The following is a 16,083-nucleotide window of genomic DNA, read 5'->3' as shown; positions in this document are numbered from 1 at the left end:
TCAATTTCCTCCTCATTTGTTTATACTTTGTTACTCTTTTGTTATATCTACTCCTGCTTCAAACATTTCAAAGTTTATATTTTCCTTTTCAATGGCCATTGATATTAAATTATGATAAACAGTTTTCATAAATGGCACTGGTCCACAAAAATAGAAGTCTCCATCCTTTGGCAAGTTATCTATCATCCATTTCTCTGATATCCTGCCTTGTACATCAAAATCTTTTCCTAATTTTTCATTTTCTTTAGGACGTGTATAAAATACATTACTTTTGAAATTATTATTATGTAATTTTACTGTTTCTTCTTTAAAACTATGATGAGTTGAATTAGGTATGCTATAAATGAAGTGAATTTTTCTATCACTGTTTACTGCATCATAAGCCATTGTAAGCATCGGTGTTATTCCAATTCCCCCTCCTATTAAAACTAGTGGCTTTTCACTATCCTTTAATATGAAATTTCCAAGAGGTGCAGTTATTTGAAGATTATCTCCTGCCTTTATTTCATCACATAGTTTTTTGCTTAAGTAACCATTCTCTTCTCTCTTTACACTTATTCTATAAAATTCTTCATTAGAATTCATGGACAATGTATATTGTCTAGGTTTAGTAAAAGTATTATCTTCATTTTTTATTCTGACAGTTATAAATTGCCCTGCTATAAATTCAGGAAGCTTACTTCCATCTAATGATTTTAAATAGAATGATGTAACTACCTCATCTTCTTTAACTGTTTTATATACAAGGAAGTCTTTAAATCCCTTCCATTTGTTATTTGAATTTATCTTATTAGAATCTATCATTGAAATCCTCCTCATTTTTCTTCAGTTCTTTATTTTAATGCTTGTTTTTCTTAAGCTTGTTTCATTTAGCTCATGAGCCTATTATATCTTTGCAAAAATAAAAACAATATGATTTCAATCAAGTTTTAAAAAAATTCAAATTCTAAAATTAAAATGAAATAAACACTGACTCAATTTATACTGCATTACTAAATTTATAATTATATATAACAAAAAAACTATCTCTAAAATTGAGATAGTTTCTATTTAAATTATTATTATTTACATTTATACACTTTGTTTTAAGCAAGTTTTTAAATCTTCGTCAGGCTCACTTATTGTTTGTAAGTTAAATGTATCAACTAAATATTGCAATACATTAGGACTTATAAACGCTGGAAGTGATGGCCCAAGGAACATTCCTTTTATACCTAATGAAAGTAATGCTAAAAGATCAGCAACCGCTTTTTGTTCATACCACGAAAGAACTATTGATAATGGTAATCCATTTACACTGGTATCAAATGCATCTGCAAGTGCTGTTGCAATTCTAACTGCTGAATAAGCATCATTGCATTGGCCAACATCTAATAATCTTGGAAGTCCAGCAACTTCTCCAAAATCTAATTTATTAAATCTATATTTCCCGCATGCTAAGGTTAGGATAACACAATCTTCTGGAACCTTCTTTGCAAATTCAGTATAGTAATTTCTTCCTGGCCTAGCGCCATCACACCCTCCAATTAAGAAGAAATGTCTAATGCTTCCGTCCTTAACTGCATTAACAATTGTTTCTGCATGACTTAATGTAGCGTGGTGACCAAACCCAACAAGAATTTCTTTTGGTTCTTCTGTTTTTGTAAACCCACCAAGTTCTAATGCTTTTTCTATTATTGGTGTAAAGTCTTTATGACCATCTTTGTCGGCAGGAATATATTTAACTCCATCCCATCCAACTACACTTGTTGTAAAAATTCTATCTTTATATGTTTCCCTAGGTCTCATCAAGCAATTTGTAGTCATTAAAATACAGCCTGGTATACCATCAAATTCTTTTTGTTGATCTTGCCAAGCACCCCCATAATTTCCTACAAGGTGTTCATATTTTTTAAGTTCAGGATAACCATGACTAGGTATCATTTCACCATGAGTATATATGTTAATTCCTTTGCCTTCAGTTTGTTCTAATAACATATCTAAGTCTCTTAAATCATGCCCTGAAACAATGATAAATGGTCCCTTTTTAATATTTACATTAACTTTATGAGGACTTGGATTCTTATAAGTCCCTGTATTAGCTTCATCTAATTTACTCATAACAGCAACACTCATATCACCGGTTCTCATAGTCATTCTAATTAACTCTTCAACGCTTAAATTATCATTTGTTGTACATTCTAATCCTCTAAAATAGAAATTATCAACTTGATCATCATAATAACCTAAACACCTTGCTTGATGCCCATATGCACTTATTCCCTTTAAGCCATAAACTATTGTTTGTCTAAGTGATCTTACATCAGCATCTAAATCTTGGTCAAACATAATTCCAGCTCTTTTTGCATCTTTAAGCATTTCTTCCTTAGTTTCACTTAAGTTATAAGTTGCTTGTTCTGGATATTCTTTATCAGAACTCACTTTATCTCTTAAACTCTCTTTTATTTTTTGAGATTCCTTAAGCATTTCTACATGAACTTCTGCATCAAAATTAACATTTGTAAGTGTAGTGAATAACGAATTTTCTACAAAACTAACTATACTTTTATCTATTTCCTCGCCTTTTTCTATAAGATCCATGACATAACAACTTATACCTTTGCATTGGTATAAAAGTAAATCTTGAAGATTAGCTATTTCAGGTGTTTTTCCGCACACACCCATTTTGGTGCATCCTTTTCCCCCTGCTGTTTGCTCACACTGATAGCAAAACATAGGATTTTCATCCATAGAAATCACTCCTTAAAATTAATCTATATTATTATTTGTATAAATTAAATTATTATTCCTTATTGGTCAAACGTTGAAAATCATTATTAAACTCATTATAATTTTTAATGATGATTTAGTTAGTCGCATAATTTAATTATACATTCAATGTGAGCTCTTCGAAATTCACATTATTTTATTGTTGAAATAAAGAGCCGCTATAAAACAAACTCTGTTAGTTTTATAGCGATCCCTTGCAAGCTCATTGCTTCTCTACTATTTTAGTTCAAAACTAATTTATGCCCTATAATCATATTATTCTACTTTTTCAAAATCCGATTTTGGTACTCCACATAAAGGGCATACCCAATCATCAGGAATATCTTCAAATTTTGTTCCAGGATTAACACCATTATCAGAATCCCCTACCGCTGGATCATAAATATAACCACATACTGTACAAACATAACTATCCATAATAAACCTCCTATCTTTTTATGACTTTGTGTGCGTATATATCATTTGCACTTTAGTTTACTTTAATTCACCGTATGCAAACTTTGTATGATAATCTGATAAAATATAACTTTTTAAGTAAAACAAAAAAATAACAAAGGATATAGTTATTTTTTCCTTATGGGATTTAGCTAATCTTATAAGGTACTTTTTTAGTAAAATACGCCTTACTGTTACGCAAAAAGATGCCTTAGATTAATATCTGAAACATCTTCTTTAAAATATTTATTTCTTTGTAATTGCAACTCGCCATACCTCAGGACCTTCTTCGAGGTATTCCCATTCAAATTGTTCTGGAAGTTCCATTATAAATTGATAATGTAGTGGACGTGGATCATGATCATTTATAAGCTCCATTTTTTCACCAGATCCTAAACTTTCAAAAGTTTTAAAAATAACAGGATGCTTATCTCTTGGTTCATATTTTCTAGCATCCACAGTTGCAGCAAAATTTGACATATTTAATTCCTCCTAAATTCTGTTATTTATTTATAAAATTTATTTTACTTAATTTCTGACTTCATTATAACCTCATTTCTTTTAATAAAATATGATTGAAATCAAATATCAATAAAAATTTATTTTTATATATAATCCTTTAATTTCTTTTCATCTAAAATTATAATGTTCTTAGTTCCTACTATCTTTATTATTTTTTCATCTTCAAATTTTTTAAGTTTTCTACTTATAGTTTCCGGAGTTACTCCAATATAATTCGCCATATCTCCTCTTGAGATTGGTAATTTAATAGATATACTATCTTCAATGTTTTCTCCATAACTGGTCATTAAATCTGTTATTAAATAAGCCATTCTAGAATCCACATCCTTGGTTGCTAGATTCTGTACAAGATCTTCAACCTTTGACAATCTTTCTCTCACAGTTTCTAATAATTTTATTCCAATCTCAGGCTTTCTCATCATTGCATCCTTCAGCTCATCCTTAGTAAGTGTGCATACCTTAGCATCTACTATTGCTTTAGCGTTAAATCTATACGTAGAAGGCTTTATTAGATCTAATTCTCCAAAAAAGTCTCCTTCTGAAAGTATATGTAATATCTGTTCTTTACCATCTTTAGTATACCTATATAATTTTATTTTTCCTTCATTCACGAAATAAAGTGTATTTGCTATATTACCTTCACTAAAAATTATATCGCCTTTAATATATTCTTTATGATTTATCATATTTACAATATCTAATAATTCTTCATCATTTAAGTTTTCAAACATTGGAACCTTGCTTGCACAAAGATTTCCTCTACAATTATTACAACAGTTACCGCAATTATTATTCATTCCATCATCCTCCTTGTTTTAATTTACTAAGCGTTGATACTAAAGCCTAAAAATAAATCCTAGCTACAATTTCGCAGCTAGGATTCTATATTGTAGATTATAAATAGGGTGCATTTTTATTGTGCTCATTCGCTGATCATTTTTAATGAGAACTACTTATTTTAAGCTTCCATAAACATCTTCATATCGTCTTCTACATTAGTGATTCCACCAATACCAAAGTTATCTACTAATACTTTAGCAACATTTGGTGAAAGGAATGCTGGAAGTGTTGGTCCTAAGTGAATGTTTTTAACTCCTAAGTGTAATAATGATAATAATACTATTACAGCTTTTTGTTCATACCAAGCTATGTTGTATGATATAGGTAATTCATTTACACTCTTTAATCCAAATACTTCTTGAAGTTTAAGTGCTATAACAACTAATGAATATGAATCATTACATTGTCCTGCATCTAATACTCTTGGAATTCCTCCAATATCACCTAAGTTTAATTTGTTATATTTATATTTAGCGCAACCTGCTGTTAATATAACTGTATCCATTGGTAACTTTTGTGCGAATTCTGCATAGTAATCTCTTGATTTAGCTCTACCATCGCATCCTGCCATTACAAAGAATCTCTTTATAGCACCAGATTTAACTGCATCTACAACCTTATCTGCTAAAGCTAAAACTTGGTTATGAGCAAAACCTCCAACTATTTGTCCTTTTTCTATTTCAGTAGGTGCTTTACATTTTTTAGCCATTGCTATAACTTTTGAGAAGTCCTTTGTTCCATCAGCTTTAGGTTCAATATGAGGACATCCTGGCATTCCTGTAGCACCTGTTGTAAATAATCTTTTCTTATAAGAATCCTTTGGTATAACTATACAGTTTGTAGTCATAAGGATTGGTCCATTGAATTTTTCAAATTCTTCTTTTTGTTTCCACCATGCATTACCATAGTTTCCTGCAAAATGACTATATTTTTTAAATTTTGGATAGTATTGCCCAGCAAGCATTTCTCCGTGAGTATAAACATCTACTCCAGTACCTTCTGTTTGCTCAAGTAACATTTCTAAGTCTCTTAAGTCATGTCCTGAAATTAATATTCCTGGATTAGTTCTAACTCCAATATCTACTGTTGTTATTTCTGGATGTCCGTAGCTTTCAGTATTAGCTTTATCAAGTAATGCCATACCATCTACACCAAATTTACCTGCTTCTAATGCAAGTCCAACATAATCATCAACTGTTAATGTATCATCTATTGTAGCAGCTAATGCTTTTGCCATAAATGCATGAACTTCTTCATTATTATATTTTAAGTTCATAGCATGCTTCATGTAAGCAGATAATCCTTTTAATCCATAAGTGATAAGTTCTCTTAAACTTCTTATATCTTCATTTTCAGTTGCAAGAACTCCAACCTTTTCTGCTTTTTCATCAAATTCTATTGTATTGTCAGCTGTCCAAGTAGCTGCTTCTGGCATAATCATTTCTGTAGTTTGCATTCCGAATATTTTCTTGAAGAAACCACCAGTTACTTTTACTTCTCCAACTTTACCACCAGAGCTAATTACTTTAGCTTTTAATTCTTCTCTTAATTTTAAAGTTTCTTTAACTCTATCTAAAATAGAATCTCTATCAAAATTAGCGTTTGTAATTGTTGTAAATAAGTTTTCTGTTATATATTTATCAACTTTACTATCCTTAACTCCAACTTTTCTGCCTTCATTACTTACTATAGCTAGTCCTTTAGTTACATATATTAATAAGTCTTGAGCCTTTGCTACATACTCATCCTTACCGCATACCCCTACTTTAGTACAGCCCTTACATCCAGCTGTTTCTTGACATTGATAACAAAACATTGACATATTATGTCCTCCTATTTTACCTTTTATTTTTGTATAAAATTAAATAATTCCTTTTTATTATTTCTTAACTTCGGCAATTTAAAGTTTACTATATTCTTTTCATCATTTCTGTAACACACGTTACTATTCTAAAATTAATAAATTTCTTTTTATTTCTATACGTGAAAAAATAAAAAAGATACTTGATTTCTAGTATTCTGAATCAAATATCTTTTTCATCAAAGTTAAAGCTTAGTTTCGCAATAACACATAAATTTCAATCGTTCTATTTCAAAATTTGATTTAGCTAATATTTCTGGCCAAACCTTAACGATTATATATATCTTATTTTTTTGTCATTAGCGTAAAAATTGTTCTTCATCTACATGCAATTTTAATTGTTTCTTAGATGGAAGATATGATTGCTCCCACTTTTTTCGCATTAGTCAGCATACTCATTTCGAGTATTGCTTCCATAGATCTTGATTCATATTTATATCTCTTGATTTTAAGTTTGGATTCTATAATCTCGTTTAATGTCACTTCCGGATTTCTCCCCCTTGCTTCTATAACTGAGCCATTAGCTTCTCCTATCATCTTTAGCGTAACTACTAATTAAGATTCTAGGAAGTTATTATTTTAACTTCTGTTTTAAATTTGTCATCTGACCTATACATTCTTCTACAATTAAACATTATGAGAATAACTTATTATACTATATAATCCATACTTTTCATCTAGGAATAATTATCTACATCTAGAGAAAAATAAATATAGCAACATTTGTTTATGTTGCTACACTATAAATCACCTAAATATTTTCTTTATTGACCATATTATTAATTTTTATTTTCTCTAATTATTGATTAAGAACTATAAATTTTTTAGCATATTTTATTATCCCTATTATGTAACCAACTACTGCTACTGAAATAAATAAACATCCCCATAATAGAAATAGAACCATATTATATAAATAATTTATTATATCAACCATAAAGATCCTCCTAAATTCTTTCTATCTTAATAATTGCCTAATTTATACAAGCTTAATCAACTGAAATCATTTATTTAGGATTATTTATCTTACTTACATTCTTATAATAAAAAGCTGTTTGTTTTCCATCCCATTTCACATTCACGGTTTCTCCATTATTATATACCCTAACAACCTTCCCAACGGTCTTTATGCCTTGATATTCAATATTAACCTCATCGTCAATCTTAAATTCTATATCATTCGTTTCAAGATCTATTTTATTCTTTTTATCATCCACCTCATTAATTTCAAGATTAAATTCCGTATTAATTAGTTCATTTGAATGATAACTTGGCTTTTGATTATATTCTAATATCCATCCTTTTGGATTTATCACTATAGTTTTTTCTCCAGGTATTATTAAATTAGCATCACCTTTTCTTTTGATATATTGTTTAGGCTTAAGAGCCTCTAACTTTTGTTTTTGTGTTTCATTTATTTTCTTATCACTATTCGCAATAAGTATTTCTTCTCCAGGCATGATTCCCACATCTTTAGGTAGACTAAACTCATTTATGCCACTTGCATTAAAATACAAAGTTTTATCGTCTAATTCAACTAACACTGCGCCACTCAGTGTCTTAACTATTCTGCTACAACTTTGTGAATATAATCTAGTGATTGCATAAAACTTATCCACTTCTTTAGTTTCTTCTTTAATAATAATTTTCTTGGGTTTTATAACTTCTATAGCAGGTAAATCAAATATACTAATTTGTCCTTCGATGAAACATTCACTTTTCATATTCATCCTTTCAATATCTTTAATCTGTTTTAGTTCTTTTGTTCATAAAAAACAAATAAATTTTATCTATTTATGTAATGTTAAGCATTTATCCATATATCATTTATGAAAACAAAATGAAGGAGGTTAAAACTATGGCTGTAACTAAAACTATCGACTCAGTTTCTCTTAGTATCGAGGTTCAAAAAGCTTTAGATAAAGCTGGGGACCCAATTTATACCAAGAAAACTTTCTCAGGTATAAAAACAGATGCTACACCTGAGAATGTCTATGCTGTCGCAGATGCAATTAAAGGTGTTATGGAAGCTAATACTAGAGATTATTTTATTAATGAATCTTCTAGCTTAGCAAATGCTTAGGATCTTATTCTAAAAAAAATATTGTAGGAAACTCGACTCACATTCGTTCGCTGAGTAAGTGATTCACACCGAATCATAGATTCGAGTTCTCTACTTAAGATTGGGGGGAAATTAAATGGAATATTCTTTATCTATGACTTTTTTAACTGTAGCTGGTGAAAAAAGTACTTTAAGTGTTTCTGGTGTTAAACCTACTCTTACAAAAGATGAGGTTAACGCACTTATGGATACTGTAATTGCTAAGAATGTTTTCAAAACTAATTCTGGTGATTTAGTTAAGAAATCTGGTGCTCAAGTTACTCAACGACAAGTTACTAAATTTGATGTAGCTTAGTTTTGAGTAACATTATAGAAGCTTGTCTTTATATGATAAGCTTCTATTTTTTGTACTTTCTTCATTAAGTAACTTGACTCATGGCTCATTAATCTTTTTCCTTATAAATTCTATTCCTTTTTGAAATACCATTGTTTTTATATTGATTTTAGTCTCTCCATTTGGTACTGTATATTTTTGCTCTAATACTCGAAAATACCTCATGTCTACAAACTGCTGATAAGGAATATTATTTTTATCCAAGACTTTCTTTTCTCTTAATAATGAAAATAGTCTATTTCTTCCCATTCTTTTAATGCCAAGAACCTTTGCAACATGGCCCATTTCAATAGAATCTTTAGAGCCTGCAACATCATCATAAAATTCCCCTTTAGGTTCTAGTAATTTTACTTTATTTTCGGCTTCCAACCTTGCTTTTCTCTCTTCTTTTAACTTAGTAGCTGCAGCAATAAGTAAATCTGGATTATCTAATAATTCATCTGTAGCATACATCCCTGTTTTCCTTATGCAAGGTAACACCTCATCAAAAATCCAGGCTTCAAATTTCTCTGCACCTGGTAATTCAGATTTAGCGACTAAGCGATATATATCTCCTTCAGGAATTACACTCATTTCTACATTTTGGATAGCATCAGTTCCATCTTTTCTTTTCCCCGTTACTACCCCTACTCCGTGTTTCACGGACCCTCTACAGTGTCTTGAAATTGCATCATTAGGCTTTTTATATCCTAAAGCTTTTGCTATATCAATCCCAACAGCATAATCTTTATTATTAATTTTTACCCATCTTATTTCTCCAAATCTTTCATTCTTGAAAATTAGTAAACCTCCCATTTTGATTATCCCCTTTTTTAAAATTTTATCCTTTTAATCCTTAATCAATAATTCAAAATATTCATTTCTTCATGTGACTCATTTAATAACCTTTAGATTTGGTTTATTAGTTTCTTTTTTATAATTCTCACTAAACTCATTAATAAAATAATCAAAGTTACATTTAACATACAACAAACCTTTTCTTTCATTCCAGCTTAAAGCATATATCTTATTTATTCTGATTTTTGTATCTTGATTATATATTGTCCATCCATCTCTCCACATACCAACTGGTGGAATATCACTATATAGATTAAAAGGTATACTTTGATCTATATTTCTTATACATCCTTTTTCATCCATGCTAAAATAAAGACAGCCATCTTCATTTCTATTTGTGCTTTTTCCCTGACATTCTCCACCATGTTTATAATTCCTCTTGCAGTATGCGCATTCCAGGCGGTTAGGTAAATCTTTCGGCCTGTTCATTCTAATTCTGTCCTAAAATCTTTCTGCAGCCACTACAAACAAGCACATTATTAAATTCACTTATATCTTTATCACTTCCACAAAAGATGCATCCTTTACTGTATTTCCTCAAAACTATATCATTATTAACCTTAGTTATTTCGATTGAATCCCCTTCATTAATTCCTAATACCTTTCTTATTTCCTTTGGTATTACAACTCTCCCTAAATTATCAAGATTTTTACTATCCCTGATGCTTTCATTTAAATAACTTCCCTTCATAACTTAATTTTGATTAATTCTCAAAAAAATTCATTTTAATGCGAATTTTCACTCTGTAATTGTTTATTGTGAATTGTGCTGTGTGCATTGTAAATTTACTTAAGCCTATAATTATTCCTAATATCCTTCTCAATTTCTACTACATAATCTTTTGACATTTCATATATTCTTGAAGCTACCCCTTCATCAAATGCTAATAATCTATCAATAGAAAATTCGCTGCTGACTATTATAGGCAGAAAATTAAGGTACCTATAATTAATGATTTCAAACATAATATTCACGTCGGTTTCATTGACCTTTCCTTTAAAGAGGTCATCAATCAAAAGGACCTCGCATAATTGATACTTTGAAATTGTCCTAGTATAATATTCTTCATCAATCATGTTTTGTTTTATCTTTGTGATCACATCACGATAAGGCATGTACACTACTTTAATTCTTTGTTTTAAAAAGTTTAATGCAACAGCAATGCTGCAGTGCGTTTTACCGCTGCCAACCTGTCCGCATAATAAAATGCTATTGCGCCTATTGTTTCTAATTTCATCAAACTCAGTACAATAAGCTGCAGCAGTATCCTTAATTTTGCTTGACGCTTCATTCCAAATTTCAAAACTAGAGAAAGTAAGTTTACTTTGCTCAACATTGATTCCTGAATACTTCCATTCACTTTTTAGCTTTTCTATTTTCCTGCATTCACAAGCTACAGCAAGAGGTTGCATATGCTCCTGCTTAATAAGTATCCATCCGGTGTCGCAGCATTTGTCACACCTATATGAGGTTTGCTTCAATCCTCTTTCTTTCAGCTTCTGTAAGCTTTCGTGGTTCCTTTGGCTTGAATCCTGCAAATTCATTTTTATCTGCTGTGTTACTCTTTCTAGTGCCTCTAAAGCCATTTTTCTTCACCTCCACATTATCTTCTGAACATCCATCTCTCTTCCAGTTTTTTAATATTCCAATTGCATAATTTATGTCTGGACAATTTTTTTGAAACCCAACATCCATAGCCTTCTTAACCCACTTTTCTCCGTAAAGATCAATAGCTGATCTAAGCGCAACATACTCACAACTACCTGGTTTTCCTGTTATTTTTTCATGATACTGCATAAGCTCAATTGCTTTAAGATTTATATCATCCTCTGCTACAGATTCACTTTTAGTATTATTATGTTGCTCAAAGAGACTTGACTGACTTACATCTTCATCACAAGTTGAACTTTTATTATTTATATCAAAACCATTATTCTTTTTACTCTCTATGTTTTTATCTATCTCTTTTTTCTTTTTCTTATTCTCTATCTCTTTCTTATTCTGTACCGTTACTGTAACGTTACTTTTATTTCGTGTAACGTTACTGATATTTTTAGTAACAATACAATTATTATCATCACTTCCTATAATATTGTTACTGATATCTTCATTACTATTAGCTCTTTCTGCACTTATATCACTAGCTGCTTCATTAGTATCAGTATTAGTTTTATCATTAATATCAGTATTTGTAGAATCTTCTTCACTAGTTTCTAAATTTCCTAGTATATCATTTTTACCTAGATCTCTGTTTTCTTCTATAGTATAATTCTCAGCGTAATCTTTCTTTCGTTCTAAATTATTAGTTTTTTTTAATTCTACATTTTCATTCAAATCTTGATTTTCTTCTAAATCTATAAATTCTTCTAAGGCTTCATCTTCCTGAGTTTCTTCCTTATTACTTTTAGCTAAATTATTCTCTTCTTTTTTCTTTTCTCTATGATTCTCAACTCTTTTTCTATTTTGTTCACGGACCCTTTCCATTCCCTCTATGTTCTGATGCTTATCCCAGTTCACAATTCTAATTACTTTATCAGAAGCTATTTCAATCATGCCAAAGTTAGATAATACTTTTAATGCAATCTTAATATCCTCTAAAGGCCTAGAAAATAATACAGCTAACATTTTGGCAGTAAGAGGTTTTCCTTCTGATAAGAAAACCTTTCCATTAGCATTAAGTTTTCCACCAAGTAAGAGTATTCTTATCCACACGTAATGAATTGTATCCCTCTTAGGCATTGAATCTATTAACTTCATTTTTTCATCATCATGCATATTAGTAGCTAATTTAATCCATTTAATATCTGCCATTATTTCCACGCTCCCATAAATAAAATTGCCTAAACCTTTCGAGACCATTCCATGATGGGTTTAACTCAATTAACTTACAAACATGTATATAACATTTAAAAATCCTAAAATTCATTTGTAAGTCCTCACTTTCTTTTTATACATTTTTATTAAAAGTTGAATCCCCATACATTCTAAATCAAGGTGTATGAAAATAATTTTACATTTATGTTTTTAATTTAAGATTACTATTTTCTTAATTCTTGGTGAACCATAGAAATATTTTCAAGCCATTGATGAAATAGTTTTTTATCTACCATCACCTTCTTTCCTATTTTAAAGAATGGAAAATCTGAATTCTGCTTTGAAATCTCTTCTTGTAACGTATTGAGACCAATACCTGATATATAAGAACACTCTTTAAGGGTATAAGTAAGTTTATCTCCAGCATTCTCTTTTTCACTATTTTTTCTTAATTCAACTAAAATTTCTTTTAATAATTCCTCCATAGCTTGTCCTCCCGTAACAATAACTATTAGCGTAACATAATACTTTTAAATTGGAATAATTAATTTTAGATTTCTAAACAATATATATAAAGTTATTACAATTTACTTTTTAAGTAATTTATTCATAAAAAAATATCTCTATTGGATTCTTTATATCTAATAGTTTTATCATCTTATCGATTTCATTAGAACCAAATATGCCTTTATTAAGTTTATTACCTAAAGTTTTTGGAGACATTCCTAATTCCCTTGCCAGCTTTTCCTGAGTATATCCCTTTGCTCTCATCTTTCCTTTTAACTCATTAATTAATATCATAAATGCTCCCCTTTCGTTACTTGTTAAGTAATATTTTATATATTATGGCTATTATTGTCAATACCTCTCACGTAATTTTTTCTATATAATGGAAAATAATTGTTGCATATCCAGAAACAGATGTTATAATAAATTAAAATATATAAATTTTGGACTGTTTTCCAATACATTAATATTGTATAAATGCTATAATATATTTTATCTACACTGTCTTAATTTATAGACTTTAACCAATAAATTAAATACAATTGATTATTCTGATTTATAATAACTCTTTAATTGATTGACCTTAATTAAAAATTAAATGCTAATATTTATTACCAGAACTTATCTAAATATTTTTATTTTGTTAGCCATTGTAAATAAATTATATTAATAGTTTCCAAATTAGAATGATTTTTTAATTTACTTTATTGCAGTAAACAAAATAAATAAAAAGTTATTAAGCTTTATTAGGACGCTTCGATTTTACTATAGGTTATCAATAAATTATATATAAATTGATAATCTGTAATTTACTTACTTTTAATATAGAACTAAGAGGTGATATAAAATGGGTTTGAAAGAAAATATCAAGAATAGACGATTAGAATTGAATCTCACATTAGAAGATGTTTCTAAAAGATTATCTATTAGTAAGCCAACACTTCAAAGATATGAAAGTGGTGTAATCTCTAATATACCTTCTGACAAAATCGAAAAACTTGCAGCAATATTAGAAACAACTCCATCTATTTTAATGGGATGGGATGAAAACAAAATAAAAACATCTTTACAACTATCAGAAGAATTAGAATGTTTATTAAAAAAATATAATTCTTTAGATAATCTAGGCAAACATACGGTAAACACTGTATTAGAAATGGAATTTAATCGTTGCTCACAACTTAATAATCAGGATAAAAGCTTTTAATTTCTTATCTATAATGTGAAGTTATTTAATAATAATAAATTAAAAGAAAATACAGAAATTAAATTATAGCACGTCTAATTAAATATACAAATAATTTCTATTACTGATATATAGCATTTTAATTATTAATTTTCATATATAATTAATAACGCTGTATAATTCACTCTAGAATAATACAGCACTTTCACTTCTTGCCTTAAGCTATATTTTAATTTCAAGTTATTTTTAATTACATCCTCCTGCTATTTCACTTTAATAAACTTTCTTTTATTTGTTCTATAATCTACTCATAGATTATAGTTAAAATTCAAATTTGCTTTATAATTTATTTACAACTTATCTTCTCTAATATCCAATATAATTACAACCATAGCTAATCCCATTTCTTGTCTATCCTATTTATTTTATACAGGATTCCTAGTTATATTTTATCTTACTGCATATTAATTAGGCTTGTATAACTTTAAACCTGATTAGTTCTTTATAATTTATTTTATTAACTATCAAATTAAGTATCAGCATTACTCCTTGAAACATTGGCCATATTCTTCTATTGCATCCTCTATAGGTAATGTATTATCTATGTCATACTTTTCTATGAAAACTTAGTATATTTATCTTAATATTTATATAAACGTATATCTATTATGAGTATATTAATTTATTATGAAAGCGGCATATTTAATTAATCTTATAATCAATAACGAGTATTTTGCCAAGTAGCATTATACTTGCTTATTCACTTAGAGAAATAAATTAATAGTGTATCTTTTTTAATTGATAAATAAATTACAAGAATATCAATTAAGTTTAGAGTTATTATAAATACAAATCAATCTAATGATGCCTATCATAAAGAAAGACAATAAACATTTGATTTCTAAGTGTTTATCGTCTTCCTTTACTCATACTATTTTTATTAATTTATTTTATCTTTCTTCTAATAAAATCTTTAGCAAAAAATATATAATATTTTAATCCCTTTATTTAAATGTCTGTATTTTGAGTAGTTTCTAATTATATTTTATTCCTAAGTATTACAAAAGTAACTTTCATTTAATACTTATTATATAATTTATCTTTCAATATTGTGTCTGCATATATAGCTAAAAATTTGCTTATAAAAGCAACATTTTTTACTATATATGCTTATCAATATCAACTCCTCATTAACCTACTATATATTTCTTCCATTAAAATTTTATTTATATAAAAATCCTAAGGAAACATAATTTAATCTAAGTAAATTCTTTACTTATTTTCTTTCAAAACTTAAAATAAGTACAATTATGATTTTTTGAATTTTAATACTAGCTTTAATAACCCAGAGTTTGAATATATTATCCTTCATCATTTTTCCTCCTTCCATTCTAATCTTTTTATTTTAAAAACAAAAAGACTTATAGGGATTGTCTCCCTATAAGTTAGTATAATCAAAATATAGTTTTTTGTCAATTATAACATTAAAATTATATCACATTCAACATTTGTATGTCAATATTTTTTTTATTACTATATATTTTGTTTTAATTCATTATATATAAGGTAATTAAATATTACATTTTTTAACGCAAGTAGTTAGACAGACATAAAAAACTATTGAAATACTTCTTATAATCCAATAATGTCGCTTCGCTTCTAAGCAAATATAGACAAACTAAATTTATAGTTAAATATATTTTATTTAAAGTATATCATTCTGGTGTTTTAAAACAAAATATCACTTTTCAAAATTCTATTTTAAATATATAAATTCTAAAATAAGCTTCAACTTCTATTCCTTTATCTGAACCTTACCCAGTTAAAATAAAAAGATATTAATTACTTTAAGCTG

At 28.4% G+C, this 16,083-nt stretch carries 18 protein-coding genes and 1 pseudogene; 3 read left to right on the top strand and 16 right to left on the bottom strand.

Annotation, left to right across the window (positions count from 1 at the left end; genetic code table 11):
- Positions 1-30: 30 nt before the first annotated feature.
- From AXY43_RS26735 to AXY43_RS26705, 9 genes are all read right to left on the bottom strand, one after another.
- The gene (locus tag AXY43_RS26735; RefSeq protein ID WP_012058498.1) at positions 31-804 is read right to left on the bottom strand and encodes an FAD-binding oxidoreductase; all 774 of its coding nucleotides are present in this window, start codon (positions 802-804) and stop codon (positions 31-33) included.
- A 267-nt stretch (positions 805-1,071) separates the two neighbouring features.
- Positions 1,072-2,730, bottom strand: a complete 1,659-nt coding sequence (gene hcp / locus AXY43_RS26730) for a hydroxylamine reductase (RefSeq protein ID WP_012058497.1) — start codon at positions 2,728-2,730, stop codon at positions 1,072-1,074.
- A 294-nt stretch (positions 2,731-3,024) separates the two neighbouring features.
- Positions 3,025-3,186, bottom strand: coding sequence for a rubredoxin (rd, locus tag AXY43_RS26725; RefSeq protein WP_012058496.1), 162 nt, complete (start codon positions 3,184-3,186; stop codon positions 3,025-3,027).
- Positions 3,187-3,450: 264 nt separating this feature from the next.
- Positions 3,451-3,684, bottom strand: a complete 234-nt coding sequence (locus tag AXY43_RS26720) for a DUF2249 domain-containing protein (RefSeq protein WP_012058495.1) — start codon at positions 3,682-3,684, stop codon at positions 3,451-3,453.
- A 125-nt stretch (positions 3,685-3,809) separates the two neighbouring features.
- Complete coding sequence (locus tag AXY43_RS26715; RefSeq protein ID WP_012058494.1) at positions 3,810-4,523, bottom strand: Crp/Fnr family transcriptional regulator; 714 nt, start codon at positions 4,521-4,523, stop codon at positions 3,810-3,812.
- A gap of 161 nt (positions 4,524-4,684) precedes the next feature.
- The gene (gene hcp, locus AXY43_RS26710; protein WP_012058493.1) at positions 4,685-6,388 is read right to left on the bottom strand and encodes a hydroxylamine reductase; all 1,704 of its coding nucleotides are present in this window, start codon (positions 6,386-6,388) and stop codon (positions 4,685-4,687) included.
- A gap of 384 nt (positions 6,389-6,772) precedes the next feature.
- Positions 6,773-6,964 carry a hypothetical protein gene (locus tag AXY43_RS28810; protein WP_023975099.1) on the bottom strand — a complete coding sequence of 64 codons (192 nt, stop codon included), beginning with the start codon at positions 6,962-6,964 and terminating at the stop codon, positions 6,773-6,775.
- 262 nt (positions 6,965-7,226) lie between these two features.
- Positions 7,227-7,364: a hypothetical protein gene (locus AXY43_RS28280; protein ID WP_023975100.1), complete on the bottom strand. Its 138-nt coding sequence runs from the start codon at positions 7,362-7,364 to the stop codon at positions 7,227-7,229.
- A 70-nt stretch (positions 7,365-7,434) separates the two neighbouring features.
- Entirely contained in the window at positions 7,435-8,151 is a 717-nt protein-coding gene (locus AXY43_RS26705) for a hypothetical protein (protein WP_012058492.1), read from the bottom strand.
- A 134-nt stretch (positions 8,152-8,285) separates the two neighbouring features.
- Here AXY43_RS26705 and AXY43_RS26700 point away from each other — a divergent pair, with 134 nt between their 5' ends.
- Both AXY43_RS26700 and AXY43_RS26695 read left to right on the top strand, forming a co-directional pair.
- On the top strand, positions 8,286-8,510 hold the full coding sequence (locus AXY43_RS26700; RefSeq protein ID WP_012058448.1) for a DUF1659 domain-containing protein: 225 nt from the start codon (positions 8,286-8,288) through the stop codon (positions 8,508-8,510).
- A 115-nt stretch (positions 8,511-8,625) separates the two neighbouring features.
- Positions 8,626-8,844: a DUF2922 domain-containing protein gene (locus tag AXY43_RS26695; protein WP_009168791.1), complete on the top strand. Its 219-nt coding sequence runs from the start codon at positions 8,626-8,628 to the stop codon at positions 8,842-8,844.
- A 78-nt stretch (positions 8,845-8,922) separates the two neighbouring features.
- Here the strand turns inward: AXY43_RS26695 and AXY43_RS26690 are convergent, their stop codons facing one another.
- The 7 genes and pseudogenes from AXY43_RS26690 to AXY43_RS26660 all read right to left on the bottom strand — a co-directional run bounded on the left by AXY43_RS26690 (position 8,923) and on the right by AXY43_RS26660 (position 13,336).
- Positions 8,923-9,678, bottom strand: a complete 756-nt coding sequence (locus AXY43_RS26690; protein ID WP_012058491.1) for a phage antirepressor Ant — start codon at positions 9,676-9,678, stop codon at positions 8,923-8,925.
- A gap of 78 nt (positions 9,679-9,756) precedes the next feature.
- Entirely contained in the window at positions 9,757-10,149 is a 393-nt protein-coding gene (locus tag AXY43_RS26685) for a hypothetical protein (protein WP_012058490.1), read from the bottom strand.
- Position 10,150: 1 nt separating this feature from the next.
- A pseudogene (locus AXY43_RS26680) lies at positions 10,151-10,392 on the bottom strand (AbrB/MazE/SpoVT family DNA-binding domain-containing protein).
- A 114-nt stretch (positions 10,393-10,506) separates the two neighbouring features.
- Positions 10,507-11,133 (bottom strand): ATP-binding protein, encoded by a 627-nt coding sequence (locus AXY43_RS26675; protein WP_012058489.1) that lies wholly within the window; start codon positions 11,131-11,133, stop codon positions 10,507-10,509.
- 49 nt (positions 11,134-11,182) lie between these two features.
- Entirely contained in the window at positions 11,183-12,532 is a 1,350-nt protein-coding gene (locus tag AXY43_RS26670; RefSeq protein ID WP_012058488.1) for a phage replisome organizer N-terminal domain-containing protein, read from the bottom strand.
- 227 nt (positions 12,533-12,759) lie between these two features.
- The gene (locus AXY43_RS26665) at positions 12,760-13,020 is read right to left on the bottom strand and encodes an excisionase (protein ID WP_012058487.1); all 261 of its coding nucleotides are present in this window, start codon (positions 13,018-13,020) and stop codon (positions 12,760-12,762) included.
- Between the two features lie 118 nt (positions 13,021-13,138).
- A complete protein-coding gene (locus tag AXY43_RS26660; protein ID WP_012058486.1) occupies positions 13,139-13,336 on the bottom strand; it encodes a DUF739 family protein in 198 nt (65 codons plus the stop codon).
- A gap of 553 nt (positions 13,337-13,889) precedes the next feature.
- Between AXY43_RS26660 and AXY43_RS26655 the strand changes: the two genes are divergently transcribed.
- A complete protein-coding gene (locus AXY43_RS26655) occupies positions 13,890-14,249 on the top strand; it encodes a helix-turn-helix domain-containing protein (protein ID WP_077870082.1) in 360 nt (119 codons plus the stop codon).
- Positions 14,250-16,083: the final 1,834 nt, after the last annotated feature.

Source organism: Clostridium sp. MF28 (assembly GCF_002969175.1).
GTDB lineage: Bacteria > Bacillota > Clostridia > Clostridiales > Clostridiaceae > Clostridium > Clostridium beijerinckii.
This window is presented reverse-complemented; position numbering and strand designations above follow the sequence as displayed.